2 protein-coding genes and 2 pseudogenes are annotated in these 2683 nt (G+C 47.0%); 2 read left to right on the top strand and 2 right to left on the bottom strand.

From position 1 onward, the window contains the following. Positions 1 to 74: 74 nt before the first annotated feature. Positions 75 to 402, bottom strand: a pseudogene (locus A7090_RS26925) (hypothetical protein); the annotation flags it as partial. 1 nt (position 403) lies between these two features. Between A7090_RS26925 and A7090_RS26920 the strand changes: the two are divergent. Together A7090_RS26920 and A7090_RS25465 are read left to right on the top strand one after the other, a co-directional pair. After that, positions 404 to 691, top strand: coding sequence for a hypothetical protein (locus A7090_RS26920; RefSeq protein WP_000107543.1), 288 nt, complete (start codon positions 404 to 406; stop codon positions 689 to 691). Between the two features lie 118 nt (positions 692 to 809). Then, positions 810 to 1631, top strand: a pseudogene (locus A7090_RS25465) (DUF932 domain-containing protein). A 295-nt stretch (positions 1632 to 1926) separates the two neighbouring features. On the opposite strand, the gene A7090_RS25460 reads toward A7090_RS25465, so the two are convergent. Beyond that, positions 1927 to 2529, bottom strand: a complete 603-nt coding sequence (locus A7090_RS25460) for a transglycosylase SLT domain-containing protein (RefSeq protein ID WP_077764310.1) — start codon at positions 2527 to 2529, stop codon at positions 1927 to 1929. Between the last annotated feature and the right edge of the window lie 154 nt (positions 2530 to 2683).

The raw sequence follows: 2683 nt of genomic DNA, 5'->3' as shown, positions 1-2683 counted from the left end.
ATGGACATTAGTATCGGAAACAGGAAAGGGAGGCGAAAGACGGTTTAAATGATGCGCTTACGACTCTGATTACTGCTGCCCTGATTATTGTCTGTTTTGTTGTTCTCCTGCTTATGCCTTTTCCGGGCGTCCCCCTGGCGGGGCGGGCTGTCGTGAACGGAGCCAGCGAAGCTGTCTCCGCCCTGGCGGGCTTCCATCCCTGACGCGAAACCCCGGGCTTGCAGCAACCGTTCCGGTCGCGCCGTCTCTGTCGCGCCGTGGCCTGCGCTCCCGGCATCCCGGCAAAAGGCCGCCGGGATGTAAGGGGCAACGCCGTTTCGCAAACCGCGCTTCACGTCGTTGCGGCGGGTCCCGAAACTCAAAAGATGATGGGGGCTGAAAACCAGAGAGAGGAGAAAGCAGGATGAGTACCCGAAATATCCACGTTAACACCGCGTCGTACACGCTTCTTGTTGCCGGGAAGAAAAAAAACACCGGGGAAGAGTGGGACGTCCTGGAATTCAGCAGCCTGACTGAGCTGAAAAAATATCGCAAAAGCCACCCGGAAAAGATGGCCTTCAGCTATAGCTACGCGCTCAGCCGGGGTGTGGATACGCAGTTCCGCCATATCAACATTGCGGAAGCCGATCACTTCAAACAGTTCCTGCGTCAGATTAAGCGTACCGGCCTCGATATCCGGGCGATCTGCTGACCGGATGTGATGAATACCCCTCCTGATTGTTGCAAATTTGTTAATAAAGACCGGAAGGGATGATATTACGCGGAAAAATTTTTTATTAAATTTATTCTTTCATAAAGGAGTAGCTGTTATGCGATTAGCTTCCCGTTTTGGTCGGTATAATTCCATCCGCCGTGAACGTCCTTTAACGGATGATGAATTAATGCAGTTCGTGCCTTCGGTATTTTCCGGTGATAAACATGAGTCCCGGAGTGAACGTTATACGTATATTCCAACAATCAATATCATCAATAAGTTACGTGATGAAGGTTTCCAGCCATTCTTTGCCTGTCAGAGTCGGGTTCATGATTTGGGACGTCGCGAATACAGTAAACATATGTTACGTCTTCGCAGGGAAGGGCATATTAACGGGCAGGAAGTTCCTGAAATTATCCTGCTTAATTCACATGATGGTTCATCCAGTTATCAGATGATCCCCGGAATTTTTCGTTTTGTCTGCACAAATGGCCTGGTGTGCAGAAATAATTTTGGCGAAATCCGCGTTCCACATAAAGGTGATATTGTCGGGCAGGTTATCGAGGGAGCGTATGAAGTACTCGGTATCTTTGATAAGGTCACTGATAATATGGAGGCGATGAAAGAAATTCATCTTAACAGTGACGAGCAACATTTATTTGGCAGAGCTGCACTGATGGTCAGGTATGAAGATGAAAATAAAACGCCAGTGACGCCTGAACAGATAATTACTCCCCGTCGTCGGGAGGATAAACAGAACTATCTCTGGACAACCTGGCAGCGGGTTTAGGAGAATATGATAAAAGGTGGATTATCGGGGCGAAGTGCCTCCGGGAAAAATACTAGGACAAGAGCCATTACAGGTATTGATGGTGATATAAGAATCAACAAGGCGTTATGGGTGATTGCCGAACAGTTCAGAAAGTGGAAGTCATGATAATATAAGTAAAGCCCCGAAAAATTTTCGGGGCTTTACTTATATTATCATTCTTCGGCATCGCTGTGTCGTCTGATATACCTCAATTTCATCAACTGGCTTTCCGGTTGTCTGTAAATATTGTGCCCGCGAAAAATGGTCTGGCAGGAGGCTGCGCCGTTACCGGGTATATATAAGATGGGTTCCCGCTTCGCGGGGCTTCGGCCAGTCAGTATTGTCACTCATATGATATTGTTGTGTGTGGCCTTCCATGCCGCTTTTGCGGCATAACCGGTATCTGACAATGTCTGTAAGATTAATTTTTCTGCACGCTGTTAATTTCCGGAAGTGATTTCTTCGTGGCCGGAATCCGGATACCTTTACTGCTTTTTATCCCGGTATAAATCCGGTAAACATCTGATGCGTAGGCAAGACGTCTCTGGTTCTGGCGTTCGGTCTTCCTGAATCCGGCATTGTATGCACCAACGGCCTCCCAGGAGACGCCCCATTTTTTAAAGGCTATTGCCAGATAATAAGCACCGGTATAAATGTTCATGCAGGGATCTGTTGTCAGATGTTCCGGCTTAATTCCATAGCGGGCCAGTTCGTTAAAATGCTGGGAATCTACCTGCATCAGTCCGCTGCCATATCCCGTTACCGGATTAATACCGATGGCATTAACCCGGTAACGGGATTCTTTCCATGATATTGCTCTCAGTAAGTCAGGATCTATTTTGTAATCCCGGCCTGCAAGATCAAAGCAATCAGTGGCATGGCAGATCTCATTTATAAACATCAGGCAGATGGCTAACATCCATTTTTTCATTTTTCCACCTCTGGTGACTTTATCCGTAAATAATTTAACCCACTCCACAAAAAGGCTCAACAGGTTGGTGGTTCTCACCACCAAAAGCACCACACCCCACGCAAAAACAAGTTTTTGCTGATTTTTCTTTATAAATGTAGAGTTATGAAAAATTAGTTTCTCTTACTCTCTTTATGATATTTAAAAAAGCGGTGTCGGCGCGGCTACAACAACGCGCCGACACCGCTTTGTAGGGGTAGTACTGACT

The sequence above is a fragment of the Escherichia sp. MOD1-EC7003 genome, from assembly GCF_002965065.1.
Classification (GTDB): Bacteria; Pseudomonadota; Gammaproteobacteria; order Enterobacterales; family Enterobacteriaceae; genus Escherichia.
The sequence above is the reverse complement of the archived record's forward strand: the minus strand, read 5'-3'. Positions and strand labels throughout refer to the sequence as shown.

Bases quoted from the DNA above. Each gene is read 5' to 3' on its own strand.
- A7090_RS26920 (WP_000107543.1), top strand. From the start codon at position 404: ATGAGTACCCGAAATATCCACGTTAACACCGCGTCGTACACGCTTCTT.